At 66.1% G+C, this 13,221-nt stretch carries 15 protein-coding genes; 12 read left to right on the top strand and 3 right to left on the bottom strand.

The features are described from left to right. Positions 1 to 109 precede the first annotated feature (109 nt). Positions 110 to 1,417, bottom strand: coding sequence for an RHS repeat-associated core domain-containing protein (locus FHP91_RS17625; protein WP_144310835.1), 1,308 nt, complete (start codon positions 1,415 to 1,417; stop codon positions 110 to 112). A gap of 183 nt (positions 1,418 to 1,600) precedes the next feature. Between FHP91_RS17625 and FHP91_RS21740 the strand changes: the two genes are divergently transcribed. Then, positions 1,601 to 2,017: an HYD1 signature containing ADP-ribosyltransferase family protein gene (locus tag FHP91_RS21740; protein ID WP_222105248.1), complete on the top strand. Its 417-nt coding sequence runs from the start codon at positions 1,601 to 1,603 to the stop codon at positions 2,015 to 2,017. A 353-nt stretch (positions 2,018 to 2,370) separates the two neighbouring features. On the opposite strand, the gene FHP91_RS17610 is transcribed toward FHP91_RS21740, so the two are convergent. Together FHP91_RS17610 and FHP91_RS21200 are read right to left on the bottom strand one after the other, a co-directional pair. Next, positions 2,371 to 3,003, bottom strand: a complete 633-nt coding sequence (locus tag FHP91_RS17610; RefSeq protein WP_246116355.1) for a lytic transglycosylase domain-containing protein — start codon at positions 3,001 to 3,003, stop codon at positions 2,371 to 2,373. Further along, positions 2,987 to 3,160, bottom strand: a complete 174-nt coding sequence (locus FHP91_RS21200) for a hypothetical protein (RefSeq protein ID WP_186301613.1) — start codon at positions 3,158 to 3,160, stop codon at positions 2,987 to 2,989. The genes FHP91_RS17610 and FHP91_RS21200 overlap by 17 nt, the downstream gene beginning before the upstream one ends. A gap of 361 nt (positions 3,161 to 3,521) precedes the next feature. Between FHP91_RS21200 and gspG the strand changes: the two genes are divergently transcribed. The 11 genes from gspG (at position 3,522) to FHP91_RS17555 (ending at position 13,143) form a co-directional block, all read left to right on the top strand. Continuing rightward, positions 3,522 to 3,962, top strand: coding sequence for a type II secretion system major pseudopilin GspG (gspG, locus tag FHP91_RS21370; protein WP_391527581.1), 441 nt, complete (start codon positions 3,522 to 3,524; stop codon positions 3,960 to 3,962). Next, on the top strand, positions 3,962 to 5,137 hold the full coding sequence (locus FHP91_RS17600) for a type II secretion system F family protein (protein WP_144310832.1): 1,176 nt from the start codon (positions 3,962 to 3,964) through the stop codon (positions 5,135 to 5,137). Before gspG ends, FHP91_RS17600 begins: the two co-directional genes overlap by 1 nt. Continuing rightward, positions 5,134 to 6,792: a GspE/PulE family protein gene (locus tag FHP91_RS17595; protein WP_144310831.1), complete on the top strand. Its 1,659-nt coding sequence runs from the start codon at positions 5,134 to 5,136 to the stop codon at positions 6,790 to 6,792. The genes FHP91_RS17600 and FHP91_RS17595 overlap by 4 nt, the downstream gene beginning before the upstream one ends. After that, positions 6,773 to 7,468 carry a hypothetical protein gene (locus FHP91_RS17590; protein WP_144310830.1) on the top strand — a complete coding sequence of 232 codons (696 nt, stop codon included), beginning with the start codon at positions 6,773 to 6,775 and terminating at the stop codon, positions 7,466 to 7,468. Before FHP91_RS17595 ends, FHP91_RS17590 begins: the two co-directional genes overlap by 20 nt. After that, positions 7,465 to 7,989, top strand: a complete 525-nt coding sequence (locus tag FHP91_RS17585; RefSeq protein ID WP_144310829.1) for a hypothetical protein — start codon at positions 7,465 to 7,467, stop codon at positions 7,987 to 7,989. The genes FHP91_RS17590 and FHP91_RS17585 overlap by 4 nt, the downstream gene beginning before the upstream one ends. Beyond that, positions 7,986 to 8,549 (top strand): hypothetical protein, encoded by a 564-nt coding sequence (locus tag FHP91_RS17580; protein ID WP_144310828.1) that lies wholly within the window; start codon positions 7,986 to 7,988, stop codon positions 8,547 to 8,549. The genes FHP91_RS17585 and FHP91_RS17580 overlap by 4 nt, the downstream gene beginning before the upstream one ends. After that, positions 8,546 to 9,040, top strand: coding sequence for a hypothetical protein (locus FHP91_RS17575; protein ID WP_144310827.1), 495 nt, complete (start codon positions 8,546 to 8,548; stop codon positions 9,038 to 9,040). Before FHP91_RS17580 ends, FHP91_RS17575 begins: the two co-directional genes overlap by 4 nt. Next, on the top strand, positions 9,037 to 11,358 hold the full coding sequence (locus tag FHP91_RS17570) for a secretin N-terminal domain-containing protein (protein ID WP_246116354.1): 2,322 nt from the start codon (positions 9,037 to 9,039) through the stop codon (positions 11,356 to 11,358). The genes FHP91_RS17575 and FHP91_RS17570 overlap by 4 nt, the downstream gene beginning before the upstream one ends. 332 nt (positions 11,359 to 11,690) lie before the next feature. Continuing rightward, on the top strand, positions 11,691 to 12,215 hold the full coding sequence (locus tag FHP91_RS21520) for a type II secretion system protein (protein WP_144310826.1): 525 nt from the start codon (positions 11,691 to 11,693) through the stop codon (positions 12,213 to 12,215). Positions 12,216 to 12,220: 5 nt separating this feature from the next. After that, complete coding sequence (locus FHP91_RS17560; RefSeq protein WP_391527580.1) at positions 12,221 to 12,589, top strand: type II secretion system protein; 369 nt, start codon at positions 12,221 to 12,223, stop codon at positions 12,587 to 12,589. A gap of 5 nt (positions 12,590 to 12,594) precedes the next feature. Further along, on the top strand, positions 12,595 to 13,143 hold the full coding sequence (locus tag FHP91_RS17555; protein ID WP_144310824.1) for a type II secretion system protein: 549 nt from the start codon (positions 12,595 to 12,597) through the stop codon (positions 13,141 to 13,143). The last annotated feature ends 78 nt before the right edge of the window (positions 13,144 to 13,221 follow it).

The raw sequence follows: 13,221 nt of genomic DNA, 5'->3' as shown, positions 1-13,221 counted from the left end.
GTCGAAATCACAAATAACCGTGCCGTGCAGCCCCCCTTCTACCAAAACTCGATCTCCCACGCTGATTTCTTTTCCGTCCGCTTTGTAGAGCATATATTCTCCGGAATTTCTAATTGGCAAAGTGTTCAATTGGGATCCAGTCCTGCTTGATCTCCCAGGGCTTTGCAACGTCTTTCAGCTTTTGCCAAAAGCAGTCGCATTTTGGATATGGGTACTGGTTTGCCTGAAAGAGATTGTGGTGAGATCCGTACACGCCGTGCTGCATCACGTCGTCCGGAATGACATCCAGAGGTCGGTACGCGATAGTGCCGACGGGAACGATTCTCCCGCTCACAGTCCTGCAAGGAGGGCACTGCCCATCAGGGGGGCAGAATTTGTCTCGAATCTCACTGAGCATTCGTGTCAGGTGCCGCGCAAGTTGGCGCTGCGCTTCCACCGAAGGATTCGGGAGTCCGACTGGAGGGCTGCCCGATTCCCCTCCGAGGAATCCTTCCTCTGCTAATCCGAAAGGGTCTATCCGCGATACCGGATTCCCCCCGACATACCCGTAAGTATTCCACCCGCCTTGCAGCCCAATCGGATCCGACTGCACATACCGCCCCGTCCCCGGATCGTAATACCGATTCCAGTTGTAATGCAGCCCCGTCTCCTTGTCGTAGTACTGCCCCGGAAACCGCAGATTGAAGGTGACAGCGCCCAGCCCCGACGGATCGTCCTCGGGCAACACCTCGCCAAACGGCGGGCTGGTCCAGCGCCAGCGGGGGGCGCGGGTGGCGTCGGTGAGCAGGCGCGGGGTGCCGAGGTGGTCGGTTTCGATGGCGTAGGCGGTGGTGGTGCTGTCGGGGTGGGTTTCGATCACCGCCACCGGCAGATCGCCGATCCACACGTATTCCTTGATGGGTGTGCCGTCGGTTTTGTATTCGCCGATGAGGTGGCGGGCGGTGTCGTATACGTAGCGCACAAAGCCGCCGGGCACGAGCGTGGTGGGGCCGGATTTTGAGATGCGCCGGCCGAGGCCGTCGTACTGGTAGGTGACGGTGCCGGCGCTGGTGGTGGAGCTGCGCAGGCGGCCGTCGGCGCCGTGGGTGAAGGTTTTGCCGGCGTAGCTGGTGAGGTTGCCCGCCGCGTCGAAGGCCATGGCTTGTGTGCCGACCTTGTGGATGCGGTTGGTGCCGGCCACATGGGTGATGCTGGTGATCATCGCCCCGAGGGTTTCGCTCGTGCGGTTGGCGTTGGCATCGTAGGTGTAGGCGCGCAGCGCCGGGTAGCCGGTGTAGCTGGTGAGGCGGTCGGCGGCGTCGTAGCCGAAGCCCTGGTCGTAGGCGGTGCCGTTCTGGTCGAGGCCGGTGATGCGCCCGGCCAGGTCTCGCGCGATGCCGACGATGATGCGGTGCTCGCTTGTGCCTTGGCGGCTCACGCTGATTTGATCGTGATGGGCGATGAGGATCTGCTGACGCTGGGGCGCTTCGAGGGGATCGAGATCGTCACCGCGAGGCAGGCCGTCGAGCGCTTCGGCGGATAGAAATGTGGCAATTCAAGGCCTGGTGCCGGTCTTTCTCTAAATCAATGACTCTGACCCCATTGATTCCAGGCGGACCCCATCGGCATTGCCGGCGGTGACAACCTCTACGCCTACGTCGATAGCAACCCGCTGGCCTATACTGATCCGCTGGGGCTGGCGAAGTGTGAAGGCACGACACGAGTCCGCCACTACACCAACCGAAAGGGTTCGAACGGCATCGAAGAAACTGGCGTTATCCGAGCGAAAGACAACAATCGGGTTTACCTCGAATCTGCAAGCAAAAAGCCCTTGAACCAGCAATCTGCGCAAGACAAGTATCAAATTGCCAAGGGGCACGGTCGAGACTTCGTGGAGACCGACGTGGAATCATCTCGCATCGAGATGATTCGGAATCCGCGACACGGCCGCGTGGAGATGACGGTCAAGGGTGACCTTCAACTGAAAAACGCGACAATAACAAGGAGAAAATGGTGCCGCTTCCAGCAAACTCCATAATCCAGCTTCCCTTCGACGACGCGATCGAAATTCTTGGGGAGATTGAGACAATATTGATTTCTCTTCACAAGATTGGATCACACTACCCAGAGGCGGGCCGTGATTATGAACGCGAGACCACACGATACATCGACGAATGGAGAGTCACCAGGCGTCTAGCCCACGCCCGAAGAATCCTGAGCGAAAAATTCGACACAACGCTTGGCAACGACGATATGGATGACATTGAACGAGCGCTCGAAGGGAGCCCATATTGGAGTTCCCCTGCCAGCGAACCAGTAGTACCTGAGTACGCATCTCGCGACGACGAAGAGTAGATCCGATGGTGCGTCAGGATGACAAAAAGTAGCCGTTTAGGGACTCTTCTGCGCGTTGGCTTGCCATCCATCCCGCACCACCGCATACCGCGCCAACACCCTAGGCACATACGCCCGAGTCTCCCGATACGGCGGAATCCGGTTGTCGTACCGCGTGACAGCGCTCTCCCCCGCGTTGTATGCCGCCAATGCCAGTTCGAGGTCGTCGTTGAACAGGCGGAGCAGGTCGCTCAGGTAGCGGGCGCCGCCGAGGAGGTTGGTGGCGGGGTCGAGGGGGTTGGTGACGCCGTAGCGTTCGGCGGTGGCGGGCATGAGCTGCATGAGGCCGAGGGCGCCTTTGGGGGACTGGGCGTTGGGGTTGAAGGCGCTTTCGACCTGGGCGACGGCCTGGATCAGTGCCGGGTCGAGGCCGGTCTGGCGGGCGGCGTGTTCGATGTGGGGGCGTAGCGCGGCGGGGGCGGGGCGGGGCTGGGGTTTACCCGTGGAGGGGGCGGCTTGAGGCGTGCCGGCGATGCGGCGGTAGCGGGTGTCGGTGACGGGGCTGTCGGAAAAGTGCATGACGCCGTGTTCGTCGACAAAGCTGTAGAGCGTGTCGGCGTGTACGGCCAGCGGTGCGCAAAGTGCCGCGCCGAGCAGGCTGGCGGCGATGTGCTTAGCTAAGCCAGTCACATGAGATGGGGCCGTCGTCGTCGAGCGGGTCGAGGTCGGCGTCGTCATAGGGCATGTCCCAATCGGTATCGGGAATGATGGTAGTGGATACTTCCTCCGAGACCCAAGCGCGGCGGATGCCGCTGAGGGCGAAGTGGAGGTCGAGATCGTCGATCATGGGGGCGCTCGCTGGCAGATGTGGCCGATGCGGATAGTCTGGCGCGGCGTGATGACGGGAGCGTTTCACCTGGGCGGGGGTTTGATGTACCGTTTGGCAGGTCAACGCGGTGTCACATTGCCCGCCTACTCTGATCGCCTTTATGGGGCAGCCTGTCTGCCCGGGAGTGTTCGAGTTCATGCGTTTCTTGCCCATCGGGTTTGTGTTTTCTTCCATGCGTGGTTTTGTTGCGGCGGTGCGTGCGCGGGGTCCGGGTGTGCCTTTGGGGGCACGGGGGGGCGACTGCGTGTCGGATGACGTAGGGCGGGTTTCAACCCGCCTCGCCGTGGATGGGGCGTCGGCCTTGCGGGCCGCGCCGCTGGTGTCGGCGCCGACGGTGCCGTTTGTGCGTGCGCGGGTGCGTCAGGCGGGTTTCACGCTGCTCGAACTGCTGGTGGTGATGGTGATCATCGGGTTGCTGGCGGGCTATGTGGGGCCAAGGTTTTTCTCGCAGATTGGCAAGTCGGAGGTGCAGACGGCGCGGGCGCAGATCAATGCGCTGGAGAAGGCGCTGGACCAGTTTCGGCTCGATGTGGGCCGTTATCCGATCACCGAAGAAGGTCTGGCCGCGCTGAACACGGCGCCGGCGGGCGAGCGCAAATGGCAGGGGCCGTATCTGCGCAAGGCGGTGCCGGATGATCCGTGGGAGAAGCCCTATCAGTACCGGTCGCCGGGCGAGCACAGTGAGTTCGACCTGTTTTCTTTCGGCAAGGATGGCCAGCCTGGTGGTGAGGGCGAGGCCGCAGACATCGTGAACTGGTAATGCGCTACCGGGTAAAGGCCATCGGGCAGGGCGCGGACGTGGTCGAGACGGCCTTTGAGGCGTCGACCGAGGCCGAGGCACGCCAGCTGGCCGGTGCGCGCGGGCTGACGGTGCTGGCGATGCGCGCCGAGCGCCAGGGCGGCCGGCGCGCGCGCTTTCCGCTGCTGCTGTTCAACCAGGAGATGCTGGCGCTGCTGGGCGCGGGCATTCCGCTGGCTGAGGCGGTGGACGCGCTGGCCGAAAAAGAGAGCCGCCCCGCGGTGCGCGGCGTGCTCGACGACATCCGCAAGGCGCTGCGCGAGGGGCGGCCGCTGTCGGCGGCGCTGGAGTCGGCGCCGCATGCGTTTCCCGATCTGTATGTGGCGATGATTCGTGCGGCCGAGCGCACCAGCGATCTGGTGCCGGCGGTGGCGCGCTTTATTGCTTATCGCCAGCAGGTGGAGGCGCTGCGCAGCAAGCTGGTGAGCGCGGCGATCTATCCGGTGCTGCTGCTCAGCGTGGGCGGCTTGGTGGTGTTGTTCTTGCTCGGCTACGTGGTGCCGCGTTTTTCGCACATTTATGAAGACGTGGGCGGCGATCTGCCTTTCATGTCGCGTCTGCTGATGCAGTGGGGGCAGTTTGTCGAGGCCAATGCGCTGATCGTGGCGGGTGGCGTGCTGGTGGCCATTGTCGGCATCGTGGCGCTGGTGCGTCAGCCGGCGACGGCGGCGGCAGCGGGGCGCTTGATGTGGCAGATGCCGATGATTGGCGAGCGGCTGAGAGTGTTTCAGCTGGCGCGTTTTTATCGCACGCTGGGCATGCTGTTGTCGGGCGGGATTCCGGTGGTGACGGCGCTTGGCATGGTCGCCGGCTTGCTGACGCCGACGCTACGCACGGCGCTGGAGAGCGCGATTGCCCGGGTGCGCGAAGGCGCCGGATTTGCCAATACCTTGGCCGCGCAGGGGCTGGCCACGCCGGTGGCGTTGCGCATGCTGCGGGTCGGCGAGCGCGCCGGCAATCTGGGCGAGATGCTGACTCGCGCGGCGGAGTTTCATGAAGAAGACACGGCGCGTCAGGTGGAGTGGCTCACTCGCCTGATTGGCCCGCTGCTGATGCTGTTCATTGGCGTGGCCATCGGCGGTATCGTGGTGCTCATGTATCTGCCCATCTTTCAACTGGCGGAGAGCGTGGGATGAACGCGCCGCGAGTTCACCCCTTTTCGCCCGACGAGCTGGCCGCCGCGCGCGCCGCCGGCGGGCGCATGCTCGATGCGCTGGCGGCCATCGAATCCGAGGCCGCACCGCGCCTGGCGCGCCTGGCGCGTACCTTCGATCTGCCGTTGATGGGCCACGCCGAATTGATGGTGCTGAGTCCGGATTTTGCGGCGATGCCCTTCGAGCAGGCGCTGCGCCGCGAGTGCATTGCGCTGCGCGGGCCCGACGGCGCGTTGCTGCTGGTGCTGGCCGACCCCTTTGACCGCGCGCTGGTCGATGGCCTCGGCGCCCGGCTGGCCGAGCCTTTTGCTGTGGCGCTGGCCGACCATGATGACATCGCTGCCTGTCTGGCACGGCATGAAGACGAAGTGCGCCGTGCGGCGGGCCTGTCGGAAACCCGAGGCGGTGAGAAGATCAACGGCGGTGCGGAAGACCTCTCGCTCAAGCGCATCAGCGAAGACGCCAGCCCGGTGGTCAAGCTGGTCAACTCCACGCTCTACGACGCGCTCAAGCAGGGCGCCAGCGACATCCACCTCGAATGCGTGCCGGCGGGGCTGGTGATCCAGTACCGCATCGACGGTGTGCTTTCGCGCGTGGGCAGCGTGCAGGGCAGCGAGCTGGCCGAGCAGGCGATCTCGCGCATTAAGGTGATGGCCGAGCTCGACATTGCCGAGCGTCGCGTGCCGCAGGATGGCCGCTTCAAGGCGCAGGCGGCGGGGCGGGAGATCGACTTTCGCGTCTCGATCATGCCCAGCATCCATGGCGAAGACGCCGTGTTGCGGGTGCTTGACAAAGAACACCTCACCCAGGAGTTGACCGGGCTGTCGCTCGAAACCCTGGGCTTCGATGACGCGGTGCGCGCCACCCTGCGCCGCCTCGCCAGCGAGCCCTACGGCATGCTGCTGGTCACCGGGCCGACCGGCTCGGGCAAGACCACCTCGCTCTACGCCACGCTGGCCGAAACCAATCACGGGCTGGACAAGATCATCACCATCGAGGACCCGGTTGAATACCAGTTGCCCGGCGTGCTGCAGATTCCGGTCAATGAAAAGAAGGGGCTCACGTTCGCCCGCGGCCTGCGTTCGATCCTGCGTCACGACCCGGACAAGATCATGGTCGGCGAGATCCGCGATGGTGAAACCGCCGAGATCGCGGTGCAGGCCGCGCTCACCGGCCACCTGGTGTTTACCACGGTGCATGCCAACAATGTGTTTGACGTTATCGGCCGCTTCACCCATATGGGCATCGACCCGCACAACCTCGTTGCCGCACTCAACGGCGTGGTCGCGCAGCGGCTGATCCGCATCAACTGTCCGCATTGTGCCGATGACATCACGCCCGATCCGGCGCAGGTGGTCGAATCGCGGCTCGACGATGTGAGCGCCTTCCGCTTCCGCGCCGGCCACGGCTGCGGCCAGTGCCGTGGTTCGGGCTACAAGGGGCGACGGGCGATTGCCGAGGTGTTGATTCTGGACGACGAGATTCGCGAACTGATCGTCACCCGCGCCCCGGTGCGCGCGCTCAAGGCGCTGGCTGCCTCGCGCGGTTTTGTGAGTCTGCGCGACGCCGCCACCGCGCTGGTGGCCGCGGGCGAAACCACTTTGCAGGAGCTGAACCGTGTCACGCTTTTGGGCTGAACCCGTTCGCCTGCACCTGCACGCCGAGGCCTGCGAGCTGGTTGTTGGTGGCAAAACGCATCGCTTGGCGCTGGCCGCCGATGCACCGCCCTGGCCGGCGGCGCTGGCCGAGTGGCTGCCGGTACGCGCCAAGGTGGACGTGTGCGTCGCTGACCACTGGCTGCGCTATCTGGTCACGCGTTGGCCCGCCGCGGTACGCGCGCCGCGCGAGCGCGATGCCTGGCTGGCGCATCAGTTCAAGACGGTGCACGGCATCGACATGACGGCCTGGACCGTGGCCATGGACACTGGCCCGGTCGACGATGCGCGCATTGTCTGCGCGGCACCGACCGCGCTGATCACCGGGCTGTACAGCCTGCTGGCGGCGCGCAAGGCGCGGCTGGTTGGCTTGACCGGCGCGTTTGTTGCCCAGTTCAACCGCCTGCGCCGGCAGTGTGCGGCAGCCGACGGCGCCTTGCTGTGCGCGGCCGAGGGGCGCCTCACGCTCGGTGTGTGGCGTGGCGGGCGGTGGTGCGCGCTGCGCTCGCAAGTGGTCGCGCCGGGTGATGAAAATGCAGCCCGCCGCATGCTGACTCAGTTGTGTGCCAGCGGCGAGGCGGCATCGAGCGGGGTGCTGTACACCGTGGGCACGCGTCAGAATGCGCCAGATGGCTGGCAGCCGGTGGCGCTGGCATGAGCCCGCAATCGATTGCTCTCGACTTTGCCCGCCGTCGCCGCGGGCCCGGTGCGCTGGGCTGGGTATTGCTGGCGCTGGGCTTGACCATGACCGCGCTGGAGGTGAATGACTTTCTGCTTCGCCGTGCCGATTTGCATGAGCGTGAGCAGATCGTCGAGCGCCTGCGCCACCAGCTGCAGCGCGAGCGACGCCATGTGGTGAGCACACCCGACGCGCCGGTGCGCGCCGAAGAGGCGAGCCCCGCACTCAAGCTGGCCGCTCAGCTAGGCCGCGACTGGCCGGCCCTGTTTGCCAGCGTGGAGTCAGCGGCCGCCGATGGCGTGGCCGTGCTGGCGGTGACGCCAGATGCCTTGCGCGGCACCTTCAGCCTTTCGGCCGAATCGCCCAGCCTGGATGGCATGTTTGAGTTTCTCGGCCGGCTCGAAGCTGCCGACACGTTCGCCGCGGTCGAGTTGGTGAGCTACGAGCACGCCGGTGGACGCTTTGTGTTCAATCTCCATGGTCAGTGGGTGAGCCGATGACAAAGATCGCGTCGCCCCGCCTCGACCGCCTGCGCGAACGGACACTGCGCGCCGTGATGCGTGCCGGTTGGGCCGGCGCCGTCGGTGTGGCCTTGCTGGCCTTTGCGCTGGCCTTTGGCGTGTCGACCGGCAGCGAGCAGGCGGCGCAGGCCGAGTCGCTGGCGGCGGAGCGCGCCGCCTTGCTCAAGGTGGCGGATGTGTCGGTGCAACCGGTGTTGAGTGATCGCGATCAGCTCGCAGCCTTTTATGCACGTTTTGCGCCGGCCTCGGAGCTGTCATCGGTGCTGGCGCAGATGCATGTTGCAGCGGCCGAACACGGTTTGCTGCCCGAGCGTGGTGACTACCGCAGCGCGCTGGTGTCGGGCACGCCGCTGGTGCGGGTAACGGCGACGTTGCCGATGCAGGGCAGTTTTGATGCGCTCTACGCCTGGCTCGGGCAGGTGCTGGCCGAGCAGCCGGGCGCGGCGGTGGAGCAGCTGTCGATCAAGCGCGAGCAGGCCACCGCCGGGCAGATCAGCGCCGATGTGCGGGTGTCGGTGTTTGTGCGGGGGGGCGTATGAACAAACGCCAACTCGGCCTGTGGGGCGCGCTGGCGGTAACGCTGGCGGCCACCTGGTGGGCCTCGACGGTGGACCCCGACGACGCGCCGACAACGGTGCGCGAGCTGCGCAGCGCCCCTACACGCACGACCCGGCCGATAGTGACGACCAAGGCAGATCTGTCTGCACTGGCGGCCGAGCGGCCGGCTTTTGCCGCTGAGGCACCTTCGGTGTTTGGTGTGCCGGCTCCGCCACCGTCGGCCCGCCAGACGGCGCGTGTGGCGCCCCCCAAGCTGCGCGCACCGACCATGCCCTACACCTACGCCGGCTCGCTGATCGACGCCGATGGCGCGCGAACGCTGTTCTTGCTGGACGGCGAGCGTCTGGTGATGGCGCGGGTGGGCGAGGTGGTGGGGCGCTATCGCATCGACGCCTTTGATGAGCACACCGTGACGCTGACCTACTTGCCGCTGAAAGAAATCCAACGAATCCATCTGGCGACTGCCCCATGACTCTGCCTGCCCGTATGCCCCGCGTGTTTTTGTTGTTGTCGTTCGTGTTGCTGGCCGGGTGCGCGAGCAACCCTTCGATGGAGCAGGCGCGCGCCGACCTGGCCACCGGTGATCAAGTGGCGGCGCTGGGCCGGCTTGCTGCCGAGGTGTCGGCCACGCCCGAGAATCGTGAGTTGCGCGCCTTTTATCTGCGTCAGCGCGAGCGGGTGGTGCTGCAACGGCTGGCGGCGGCCGAACGCGCGAATCGCGCCGGCCAGACGGAAGAGGCGGCCCGGCTGTATGACGACATCGAGCGCTTTGCGCCGGGCGACCCGCGGGCCGGGGCCGGGCAACTGGCGCTGGCGCGACAGGCGCGTCACGCGGCCATGCTGACCGCGGCCGAAACCGCGTTCAAGGCCGGCGACGCCAAAACCGCGCGGGCGGAGGTGGCGCGCGTGCTGGCCGAAGACCCAGAGCACGCTGCCGCGCGGGCGTTGGACGGGCATCTTCAGGCGGCCCTGGCCGAGGCCAACCCGGCACCCGACGTGGCCTTGCGCGGCCCCTTCGCCAAACCGGTAACGCTGGAATTCCGCGACGCACCGCTGCGCATTGTGTTCGAGGCGCTGTCGCGTGCGGCGGGGCTCAACTTTGTGTTCGACCGCGATGTGCGGCCCGAGGCCAAGGTCACGCTGTTTGTGCGCAACAGCACGGTCGATGAAGTGCTGCAGCTGCTCACCGCCACACAGAAAATCGAACGCAAGATCCTCAACGCCAACTCGGTGCTGATCTACCCCTCGACGCCGGCCAAGACCAAGGAGTATCGCGAGCTGGTGACGCGCAGCTTCTATTTGTCGAACGCCGACGTGAAGCAGGCGCAGGCGTTGGTGCGCACGCTGACCAAGAGTCGCGACGTGTTTGTGGACGAGAAGCTGCGGCTGCTGGTGATCAAGGACACGCCCGAAGCCGTCGCGCTGGCCGAACGCCTGCTCAGCTCGCTGGATGTGGCCGAGCCGGAAGTGATGCTCGAGGTTGAGGTGCTGGAGGTCAGCCGCAACAAGGTGATCGAACTCGGCCTCGACTTCCCCGACCAGATCGGTCTGGGTGCGCTAGATGGCACTGGCGTGGCGCGCACGCTGGCCAGCGGCGTGGTCGACCTGCGCAGCCGTGGCGATTTGCGCCCGTATGTTGCCAACCCGGCGCTGCTGCTCAATCTGCGTCAGGAGGACGGTGACACCAGCTTGCTGGCCAACCCGCGCATCCGCGTCAAGAACAATGAAGAGGCCAAGATCCACATTGGCGACAAACTGCCGGTGTTCACCACCACCGCCACCGCCAACGTTGGCGTGTCGGCCTCGGTCACCTATCTCGATGTGGGGCTCAAGCTCGACGTGAAGCCGCAGGTGCTGCTGTCGGGTGATGTCGAGATCAAGGTGGGGCTGGAGGTGAGCAATATCGTCAAGGAGGTGACCGGCCCGTCGGCCTCGCTGGCCTACCAGGTGGGCACCCGCACCGCCGCCACCGTGCTGCGCCTCAAGAATGGCGAAACCCAGATTCTTGCCGGGCTGTTGCAGGAAGAAGACCGGATGGTCGGTAACCGGGTGCCGGGGGTGGGCGACATCCCACTGATCGGGCGGCTGTTTTCGAGTCAGAAAGACACCAACAACCGTACCGAGATTGTGCTGCTGATCACCCCGCGGGTGATCCGCAACGTGGTGGTGCCGACGGTGGCGCGGGCCGAAATGTCGGCCGGCACCGAAACCAATATCGGCGCCGAGCCGCTCAGCCTGCGGCCTACCGCGCCGGGCAGTCTGAGCTTGTCGGGTGACAACTCGCCGGTGCTCGGTGGCAACGGGCCGGGCGCGCTGGCGGCGCGGATGGCGCAACGTCGGGCGCAAGCGCTCGCGGCGCGGGCCGCAGCGGCGCCCGAGGCGGTCAATCCGGGCGACGCAGCGCCGGACGAGGGCGAGTTTGAATCCGATCCCCCTGAACCGTCCGCCGGACCGCTCGCGGTGAGCGTCAGCGGCCCGTCCGAAGTCACCGCCGGCGGCTCGGTCGAAGTGAGCATCGCCATCAGCGGCGGCGGTGCCATTGCCGGCGGCGAGGTCACGCTGCAGTACGACCCGGGCCGCATCGAAGCGGCCGGCACCACGACCCCCGGCTCGGTGACCGTGACCATTCCGGCAGGGCAGGACACGGTGTCGACCAGCGCGTCGTTCAACACCCGTGCAGGCAGCATCGGCACGGTGCGCATCGCGCCGGTGTCCGCCCGCGTTGAGCGTGATGGGCGCATGGAGACCGTGTCGCCGTCGGGTAGCGTGAACCTGACGATCAAGCCATGAGTGAAGATAGGCCCCCACGCTCACTGCGTTCGCGGAGGGTCGGCTTTGCACAGCCGACCCGTTTGACGGGCGTGGCGCAGTGCGCCACGAAACCCCCGCCTCACCCCCCCGAGGGGGCGGCGACGCTTCTTGGGGCGGCCCGGCGAAGCGTCGGGCCCCCACGCTCACTACGTTCGCGGAGGGTCGGCTTTGCACAGCCGACCCGTTCGGTGGGCGCGGCGCAGTGCGCCACAAAACCCCCGCTTCACCCCCCCGAGGGGGCGGTGCGTCGTGATCCGCGCCGCCCTTGTAGGGCGGGTTGCAACCCGCCAGGGTCGGCGCAGGCCGGCCCCGTGCCCGACGGGCGCGTTGACGATTCGACCGCGCGGCGCGCTGCGGCGCGTCACGCGCGCTGCCGCGGCTTCACGCTGATCGAGCTGGTGGTGACGGTGGCGATTGTCGGCATTCTGGCGGCTACCGTGCTGCCACTGGCGCAGATCAGCGCGCAGCGGGCGAAGGAGTCGGAATTGCGGGTGTCGGTGCGCCAGATTCGCGATGCCATCGACGCTTACAAGGCGGCCGGCGATGCCGGGCAGATCGAGCGGCAGGCCGATGCCTCGGGCTACCCGCCGTCGCTGCGGGTGCTGGCCGGTGGGGTGGCGGACATCAAGTCGGCCGAGCCAAAACTGATCTACTTTTTGCGCCGTCTGCCGCGCGATCCGTTTTATCCCGACATCGACACGCCCGCCGAGGAGACCTGGGGGCTGCGCAGCTATGAAAGCCCGCCCGATGCCCCGGCGCCCGGTGACGATGTGTTCGACGTCTACTCGCTGAGCGAGAAAACCGGCCTCAACGGCCTGCCGTATCGGGAGTGGTGATGCGCGTGTTCAAGCCTCTCCGCCGCCCCCGAGGTTTCACCCTGATCGAACTGCTGGTGGTGATGGCGATCATCGCCACCTTGTTGTCGATTGCCGCGCCGCGCTATTTCGACCACCTCGACCGTGCCCGCGAAAACAGCCTGCGCCAGACGCTGGCGGTGATGCGCGATGCCATCGACAAATACAGCGCCGATGTCGGCCGCCCCCCCGAAACGCTCGACGAGTTGGTCGACAAGCGCTATCTGCGTTCCATTCCTGAAGACCCGATCACCGAGAGCGTGGCGACCTGGGTGGTGGAGCCGCCGCCAGATGATCCGCTCGGCGGCATCTGGAACATCCGCAGCGGGGCGGGCGAGCCCTACGGCGCCTGGTGACGGCGATGCGACGGGGCGAGGGCGGCTATACCTATTTGATGGTGCTGTTCCTGGTCGCCGGCGTTGGCCTGCTGATGGCCGGCATCGGGCAGACCTGGCAGGCGCGTGCCCAGCGCGAGAAGGAGGCCGAGCTGCTGGCCGTGGGCGTAGAGATGGCGCGCGCCCTGCGGCACTATCACGACGCCTCGCCCGAGGCCGCAAAAACCTGGCCGCCCGATCTCGCCGTGTTACTCGAAGACCGGCGTTTTCCCGAGCCGATGCGTCACTTGCGACGTATCTACCGCGACCCGATGACCGGCACAACCGAGTGGGGGCTGGAGCGCGAGGAGGGCCGTATCGTCGGCATCCACAGCCTGAGCGACAAACGGCCGTTTCGCCGCGCCAACTTGCCAGCTGAGCTTGGTGAACAGGCGGCAGAGGCCAAGACGGTGCGTGAGTGGGTGTTTCGCCCAAGCGCTGGTACCGGCGCGCCGGTACCCCCAACCAATGCCCTGGCGCCCGATGTACTCAGTGCGCGTGGGGCACGGCCGGGGGTTTTCGCCCACGACGATTGAGTCCGGTTTTCGGAATCGTCTCGGCGTATCGTCGGCGCTTTGCCCTGAATGATTAGGTGCGTCGCGTTATCTGGTTTG

Source organism: Denitromonas halophila (genome assembly GCF_007625155.1).
GTDB classification, from domain to species: Bacteria; Pseudomonadota; Gammaproteobacteria; order Burkholderiales; family Rhodocyclaceae; genus Nitrogeniibacter; species Nitrogeniibacter halophilus.
This window is presented reverse-complemented; position numbering and strand designations above follow the sequence as displayed.

Coding starts and splice junctions, on each gene's coding strand:
- FHP91_RS21200 (WP_186301613.1), bottom strand. CDS start 3,160: ATGATCGACGATCTCGACCTCCACTTCGCCCTCAGCGGCATCCGCCGC.
- FHP91_RS17600 (WP_144310832.1), top strand. CDS start 3,962: ATGCGCTACCGGGTAAAGGCCATCGGGCAGGGCGCGGACGTGGTCGAG.
- FHP91_RS17595 (WP_144310831.1), top strand. CDS start 5,134: ATGAACGCGCCGCGAGTTCACCCCTTTTCGCCCGACGAGCTGGCCGCC.
- FHP91_RS17585 (WP_144310829.1), top strand. CDS start 7,465: ATGAGCCCGCAATCGATTGCTCTCGACTTTGCCCGCCGTCGCCGCGGG.
- FHP91_RS17580 (WP_144310828.1), top strand. CDS start 7,986: ATGACAAAGATCGCGTCGCCCCGCCTCGACCGCCTGCGCGAACGGACA.
- FHP91_RS17575 (WP_144310827.1), top strand. CDS start 8,546: ATGAACAAACGCCAACTCGGCCTGTGGGGCGCGCTGGCGGTAACGCTG.
- FHP91_RS17570 (WP_246116354.1), top strand. CDS start 9,037: ATGACTCTGCCTGCCCGTATGCCCCGCGTGTTTTTGTTGTTGTCGTTC.
- FHP91_RS17555 (WP_144310824.1), top strand. CDS start 12,595: ATGCGACGGGGCGAGGGCGGCTATACCTATTTGATGGTGCTGTTCCTG.